This window comes from Planktothrix sp. FACHB-1355 (genome assembly GCF_014748295.1).
Classification (GTDB): Bacteria; Cyanobacteriota; Cyanobacteriia; order Cyanobacteriales; family Aerosakkonemataceae; genus Aerosakkonema; species Aerosakkonema funiforme_A.
The window spans coordinates 1-7,354 of sequence record NZ_JACJUP010000223.1 but is presented as its reverse complement, the minus strand read 5'-3'; the positions used below and the strand labels follow the sequence as shown (position 1 = coordinate 7,354).

The window sequence follows — 7,354 nt, the reverse complement described above, 5'->3', positions numbered from 1 at the left end:
GAAAGTCAAATAAATGATAGATGCAGAAGCTTACTGATTCAACCTAAACACTTCTGAAAAACTGCGATCGCACAAACTTTATAAAACTTTACATTTAAACACACAGGATACCTACATAACTTTGCCTCTCCATCCCGATAACTAGATGTAAGGCAAAAACACCAGGAGTTTGGATATGTCTGCTTCCGAACAAGTAATGCACCGTATGTTTAGCGAAATCGTCGCTCAGTACCATCCTTTTGCACAATATATAGGGTATCAAGAAGGCGAAGATGGATTTATGCTCCACTATCAAGGGCCAAACGGTCAGCAATATATGATAGTGGACACGGAAGGGAACATCCTGGGCGACACTACAATGGGAACCACCCGGACAATGGAAGTCTTGACTGTGGGTGCTGCTATCCTCTCGGCATTTTTCGGTGGTCAATCTAATCGTTAAAGTCTTGTTAAATTTTACACTTATCCGTTAACGAGAGAAGCCATACTCTTGTTAACGGGTTTACTGTAAGCCGATCGAGGGGTTGAGGGTAGATCCACCATCCAGATTAACACGGGGCTTTGGTAATGCAATGAGTAAATTAGTTATTTTTAGAATAGGAAAAGGTAACTTTCAATCAGAAGGTTTTCCCGTGATATTGCAGATAGGAGAAGAAGGCGATCGCCCTTTTCTCGAAATCACAGGCGAGTTACCACCAGCACCAGAAATTGCCGAAGATTACGACGACTGGCAATCAATTTATTGGCGTTTAGACCGAGTTCGGAGTTTAAATGCTCCAGATGGTCAAGTAACAAATTTTTCAACAATAGAAGAGTGCAACAATGCGGCTGAACCTATTATTACTCAACTGAATAACTGGCTAAATTCACCAAAATTTCGTTCTATCCGTGAAAGATTAATTGAGGAAGTAAAGCCCTCGGACACAGTACGGGTGCTATTGCAAACTGAAGAGATGCGTTTGCAGCGACTTCCTTGGCATTTATGGGATTTTTTCACTCGCCGTCCTAATGCAGAATTAGCTATTAGCCTTCCAGATTACCAACGAATTAACCAAGTATATCCAAGTAAAAATAAAGTTAATATCTTAGCAATTTTAGGAAATAGCACTAATATTGATATCGGTTCAGACGAGGAATCATTGCAGAACACACCGGATGCTGCTGTTACCTTTCTCCCCGAACCGCAGCGAAAGGATATTAATGATAAATTGTGGGAACAAAGCTGGGATATTTTATTTTTTGCAGGTCATAGTAGGACGGAAGGAAACAAGGGACGCATTTTTATCAATGAAACGGATAGTTTGACAATTAGCCAATTAAGAAACGCTCTCACAAAAGCGATCGCGGCTGGATTGAGGATTGCAATTTTCAACTCCTGTGATGGATTGGGATTAGCACGGGAATTAGCCGATTTACATATTCCACAACTAATCGTGATGCGAGAACCTGTTCCCGATAAAGTAGCACAGGAATTTTTACAATATTTTCTCCAAGAATATTCAAAAGGTGAATCCTTATATCTGTCTGTGCGGAAAGCGCGGGAACGGTTGCAAGGATTAGAAAATAAGTTTCCCTGTGCTAGTTGGTTGCCAGTAATATATCAAAATCCGGCTCAAATTCCTCCAACTTGGCAACAGTTGCGAGATGGGATAGAAAGCGATCGCGCTATTCCATCAATCAATATAGAAAGCAAACCCTTAAAACCCCATCCACTAACAAGAATTTTCACACATCCCATCTTGGTTGCCAGTGTAGCAATTACAGCCTTAGTGTTGGGTGTGCGACAAATGGGATGGTTGCAAACACAGGAGTTAAAAGCTTATGATCAGATGATAAGACTGCAACCAGATGACGGGCCAGACCGTCGCCTTTTGGTTATTACAGTTGATAAAACCGATTTGCAATATCAAGACCGTATGGGGATGGAGAGACGGGGGTCTTTAGCTGATGCAGCACTCAATCAAGTATTGAAGAAACTAGAGCCATTGCAACCGCGAGTAATTGGCTTAGATATTTATCGGGATTTCCCAGTGCGGCGCGACCAACCTGAATTAGCAAAACGGTTGCGGGAAACTAATAATTTCATTGCTGTATGCAAAGTCAATGAACCGCCCAGAGACAAAGAAGGTTATCAACCCCCACCAGAAGTCCCCAAAGAACGTTTAGGATTTAGCGATGTTATCAAAGATAACGATGGAATTCTCCGTCGCTATCTGTGGTCTATGAATTTTAATGATAGTTCTCCTTGTCGTACCGAATTTTCCTTAAGCTTTCAATTAGCACTTTATTATTTAGTTACAGAAGGAATTGAGCCTCAATTTAACTACGATGAAAAATATTTACAGTTGGGGAAAGTGCGATTAAAACGTTTGGAACCCGATTCGGAAGGGTATAGAGGGTTAGATAATCGAGGATACCAAATATTGCTCAATTACCGTTCTCAAAAAATTGCCAAACAGGTTAGTTTGAGAGATGTCCTAACTGGTAACTTTAACCCTAACTTCGTGAAAAACCGGATTGTGATTATTGGTGTTACTGTTCCAGATGAAGATAATCACTATACACCTTACAGTCTCAGCTTGCGCTCAGATCGAGCTACAAAAGGCGTTTTTATTCAAGCGCAAATGGTGAGTCAGATTATCAGCGCTGTGTTAGACGGTCGTCCGTTGTTGGGAGTTTGGCCTTTTTGGGGTGATGCGCTGTGGATTTGGGGTTGGTCTTTGGTGGGAGGTGCGATCGCTTGGCGAATTCGGGGAATACTAAGCTTGGGATTGGTTCTGATTGTGGCTATCGTCACCTTGTACGGAGTTTGCTTTTTCCTCTTTATACAAGGTAGCTGGGTGCCATTAGTGCCATCATGCTTGGCTTTGATATTGACAGGTGCAAGTATAGTCACGTACAGCAGATCCCAGTTACGGCGATCGCACTTTATTTCTAAACTTCCCCCACCAAGTTTATGAAACGGCAATACCAACTTCTAACACTACTAGGGTTGACCTTACTTTTGGCGCTCGGTTACACCTTCTTAAATGGGAAATTAGCTGGAAATTGTAGTGATATCAGTATACCTAACGGGTCTATTACACAACCTCGACCACCTATCGGGCTACCTCCTCAAGGCGCACCCGATGCGAGGGGAGGTGCAGCACTATCAGGACATCAGCAGCCAAAGACCGACAAATTCAAAATCCCATCTCTTAACTCAAATTGCCGATAGTATCTTGGTTGAGCAAATAGGCCAGAATGAGCAAGGCTTGTAAGTTTGCAGTAATCACGGCGTTATCAGAACTGGGATATTGATACTGACAGGCATAGAACAAGATTGCTTCGTTTTGATTTCGCCATTAAATACACACTTAAATATTACGATCCTTCTTTATGAACTGGAGACTCCAAAATTTAATACTAGCTTTGACCTTACCATTAGCACCCGGTTGCACCTCCTCAATTGGGGCATCTGTGGAGGTTACACCATCATCGGTACAGATAGCACAACAGCGCCCTCGCCAAGCGTCGCCAACACCCACGCCATCTCTTCAACCATCTCCCTCGCGATCGCCTACACCTTCCAACCAGCGAACTGCTGCAACCCCTATCCGTTTCAGTTTACCTCCTGAAGGCGCACCCGGATATCGAGGAGATGCAGCAACTCGTGATGCTTGTAATGATGCAGGGAAATCGCGTTTAATTGCATTAGTTCCAGGGACTAATTTAGGGTTAACCATAGCTGAACGTCCGACGTTTTGGTTTTATGTGTCGGAACAGGTTAAGTCTACAACTCCTGTGGAGTTCATGTTAGTAGATGAGCAAGAAAATACAGTTTATAAAGATAGCTTTGAAGTAACAGTTAGCCCTGGTATTATTGGAATAAAGTTACCGCAAAATGTAAGTGCTTTAGAGATTGGTAAGCGATATCATTGGACCTTATCCGTTATTTGCAATCCAGGCAATTCACGCGAAACTGCTAATGTTGATGGAGAAGTATGGCGGGTTGATAAACCTGAGTTGCAGCAAAAGTTGGATGGAGTGAGTGGGCGCGATCGCATTCTCCTTTATGCTGAAAATGGTTTGTGGTACGACACTATAACTAATCTAATTGAATTGCGTCGTCAGAATCCGCAGGATGCACAATTAACGAAAGATTGGGAAGATTTGTTGCGACATCCAGATGTTGCTTTGAATAAAATTGTTGCGGAACCTGTTGTTACCTGTTGTAAGGCAAGATAAGGAAAGTTATGCAATTGCAGAGAATTGGTTTGAGTGTAATTGTTACCCTTCTGTTTACTATATTAGCCTCTCATCCTGTGCCGCTGCTGATGCGATTTTCTACGTTGCAGGTGTTAGCTCAAACTACAGATGGGCAGAAAGTAGAAGGAGAGCGACTGCTAAGACAAGGGCTTGAGCAGTATCAGCGTGGTCAATTGGAAGCTGCCATGCAATCCTGGGAACAAGCACTAAATATTTATCGAGAACTCAAAGATAAAGGCGCTGAGTTAGCAATTTTAGCAGGTTTAGGCTCTGGTTATCTTCAACTGAGAAACTACACCAAAGCCCTTGAGTACCAACAGCAACGTTTGGCTATTGCTCAAGAACTTAAAGATCCGCAACTGCTAGGAGAGGCGCTAGTAAATTTGGGAGCCATTTATCAGCTCCTTGGAAACTACAACAAGGCAATCGAGTATTATCAGCCCGCACTAGCTATTGCTCAGGAACTTAGAAATCTGCCCTGGCTAAGTACGACCATAGCAGGTCTATCCATTGCATACTCATCACTTGGAGACTATGAAAAAGCTATTGAGTACCTACAGAAAGATTTGGAAATTAAGCGCTCACTCAACGACCGCAAAGGAGAAGAGTCTACTTTAGGAGCTTTGGGAGCTGCTTATCATAGTCTCGGAAACTATTACAAGGCAATTGAATACTTTCAGGAGAGTTTGGAAATAACACGGGAACTTAATGATCGTCAAGCAGAATTGTCAAGTCTTACAGATATAGGCACTGCCTACGAAAACCTTGGAGACTATAGTAAAGCAATTGAATACCACCAACAGAGCTTGATTATTGCACAAGAACTTAAAAACCGTGAAGCAGAGGGATACGTTCTGGCAAATATAGGGTTGGTTTATCACGATTTAGGAGATTATGGTAAAGCAATTGAGTTTCAGCAGCAAAGTTTAACTATTGCACAGGAAACGAAAGACCGGGAAGCCGAGGCAGTAGCCGTGAGCCGTCTTGGGCTTATTTATGCCGCTATCGGAGACTATAGCAAAGCAATTGAGTGGCATCAACAACATTTGGTGATTGAACGCGAACGTCACGATCTTGAGGGGCAAATAACGGCTTTGGGAAATTTAGGCATTGCATACAAAAACCTCAAAGATTATCCCAAGGCAATTGACTACTATCAGCAGAGTTTAACAATCGCACAACAAGTCAAAAATCCTCAAAACAAGCAAGGTATTCTAGGAAATTTAGGAGTTGTTTACTTTGAGCAAGGAGACTATACCAGAGCCATTCAATTATATCAGGAAAGCTTGAGTATAGCACGCGAAATAAAAGATCGCCAATCAGAGGGTGACATTTTAGGAAATCTGGGTGCTGCATATAACGGGCTTAGAGACTACGCCAAAGCGATTGACTACCATCAACAATTTCTAAAAATTACACAGGAAATAGGCGACCGCCAAGGGGAAGCAATAGCCCTCAATAATCTAGGAGTTTCTCTATTTCGCTCTGGCAATTTAGCAGAAGCAGAGAAAAATTTACGCCTCGGAATTAAAGTTTTAGATTCTATCCGGTCAGGATTAGGTAACAGAGACTCAGAGAAAGTATCAATTTTTGAAATTCAAGGTCGCACCTACCGCGCTTTACAAGAAGTTCTGATCGCCCAGAATAAAATTCACGAAGCTCTAGAAATTGCTGAAGGGGGGCGTGCGCGTGCCTTTATCGACTTATTGACCAGCAGGTTATCTTCTCAATCACCGATTAACTCTCCTATAACTTATCCCTCCCTTGTGGAAATTCAACAAATTTCTAAAACACAAAAAGCCACAATCGTTGTATATTCAATTATTTCTGACTCAAGAAAGGAATCAAACCTTTTTATTTGGGTAATAAAACCTACTGGTGATGTTACGTTTCGTCAATTCGATCTCAAAGAATTAGAACGAGAGAAGAGAACTATTGCCAACCTGGTTCCCCGCGTTCGTCAAGCTATTGGCGTGAGGAGTGGAGCCAACACTAATGAAGCAGCATTTAAACCAGGCGATCGCATTCACTTCAAAGGCGAAAACCGGAACTCAGAACCTTGGGAAGTCGTATCATTCGATCCACAAAACGGCATACTTATGGTTAGACACCCAAGTTTTGCAACTACAAGTGTAATACCGAAATCAATCAATGATGTAGAAGACTTCGGACAAACATCACTGCAACAACTCCACCAAATTCTCATCGAACCAATAGCTGACTTACTACCCAAAAATCCAAGCGATCGCGTAATCTTCATCCCCCAAGGCGAACTCTTCCTCGTTCCCTTCCCCGCACTGCAAGACAAAGACGGCAAATACCTGATCGAGAAACATACCATTCTTACTGCCCCATCGATTCAAGTATTAGACTTAACCCGAAAACAACGGCAGCGCCTTGCTAATTCAACCGCCAAAGATGTGCTGGTAGTCGGCAATCCTAGCCCCATGCCTGCACCATTCCAACCTCTAGAATATGCCGAACCAGAAGCGAAAGCAATTGCTAACTTGCTCAATACCAACGCGATTACTGGTACTCAAGCTACTGAATCTGCGATCGTCGCACAGATGTCCAATGCAAAGATGATCCATCTGGCAACTCACGGACAGTTCGATGATATCAGAGGATTGGGGAGTGCGATCGCTCTCGCCCCCTCCGGCAAAGATGATGGTTTACTCACCGCCGAAGAAATCCTCAACCTGAAGCTAAATGCCGAATTAGTCGTTCTCAGCGCTTGCGACACCGGGAGAGGACGCTTAACAGGGGACGGCGTAATCGGACTATCCCGTTCCTTGATTTCTGCGGGTGTCCCCAGCGTCATCGTCTCCTTGTGGAAAGTGCCAGATAATACAACCTCTGGACTGATGGTGGAATTTTATCGCCAACTGAAGGGAAACCCAGACAAAGCCCAAGCGCTACGCCAAGCAATGCTTATTACCATGCAGCAACACCCCAATCCAAGAGACTGGGCAGCATTTACCCTCATTGGCGAAGCAGAATAAGCCTCAAATCAAACTGAAAGAGCAACCAGAAAATCAAATCAACTCATGTAATAAATATAACAAAACTTGACCGTAAAAATATTGAGACTTTTATCGATCGAGAT

General features: G+C 43.0%; 4 protein-coding genes. All 4 read left to right on the top strand.

Features of this window, described 5'->3' with window-relative positions:
• Positions 1-175: 175 nt before the first annotated feature.
• The 4 genes from H6S82_RS12000 to H6S82_RS11985 all read left to right on the top strand — a co-directional run bounded on the left by H6S82_RS12000 (position 176) and on the right by H6S82_RS11985 (position 7,250).
• A complete protein-coding gene (locus H6S82_RS12000) occupies positions 176-442 on the top strand; it encodes a hypothetical protein (RefSeq protein WP_190471131.1) in 267 nt (88 codons plus the stop codon).
• Between the two features lie 130 nt (positions 443-572).
• Positions 573-2,960, top strand: a complete 2,388-nt coding sequence (locus H6S82_RS11995; protein ID WP_190471134.1) for a CHASE2 domain-containing protein — start codon at positions 573-575, stop codon at positions 2,958-2,960.
• A gap of 418 nt (positions 2,961-3,378) precedes the next feature.
• The gene (locus H6S82_RS11990; protein WP_190471141.1) at positions 3,379-4,227 is read left to right on the top strand and encodes a DUF928 domain-containing protein; all 849 of its coding nucleotides are present in this window, start codon (positions 3,379-3,381) and stop codon (positions 4,225-4,227) included.
• An 8-nt stretch (positions 4,228-4,235) separates the two neighbouring features.
• Entirely contained in the window at positions 4,236-7,250 is a 3,015-nt protein-coding gene (locus tag H6S82_RS11985; protein WP_190471144.1) for a CHAT domain-containing tetratricopeptide repeat protein, read from the top strand.
• The last annotated feature ends 104 nt before the right edge of the window (positions 7,251-7,354 follow it).

Bases quoted from the DNA above. Each gene is read 5' to 3' on its own strand.
- H6S82_RS12000 (WP_190471131.1), top strand. From the start codon at position 176: ATGTCTGCTTCCGAACAAGTAATGCACCGTATGTTTAGCGAAATCGTC.
- H6S82_RS11995 (WP_190471134.1), top strand. From the start codon at position 573: ATGAGTAAATTAGTTATTTTTAGAATAGGAAAAGGTAACTTTCAATCA.
- H6S82_RS11990 (WP_190471141.1), top strand. From the start codon at position 3,379: ATGAACTGGAGACTCCAAAATTTAATACTAGCTTTGACCTTACCATTA.
- H6S82_RS11985 (WP_190471144.1), top strand. From the start codon at position 4,236: ATGCAATTGCAGAGAATTGGTTTGAGTGTAATTGTTACCCTTCTGTTT.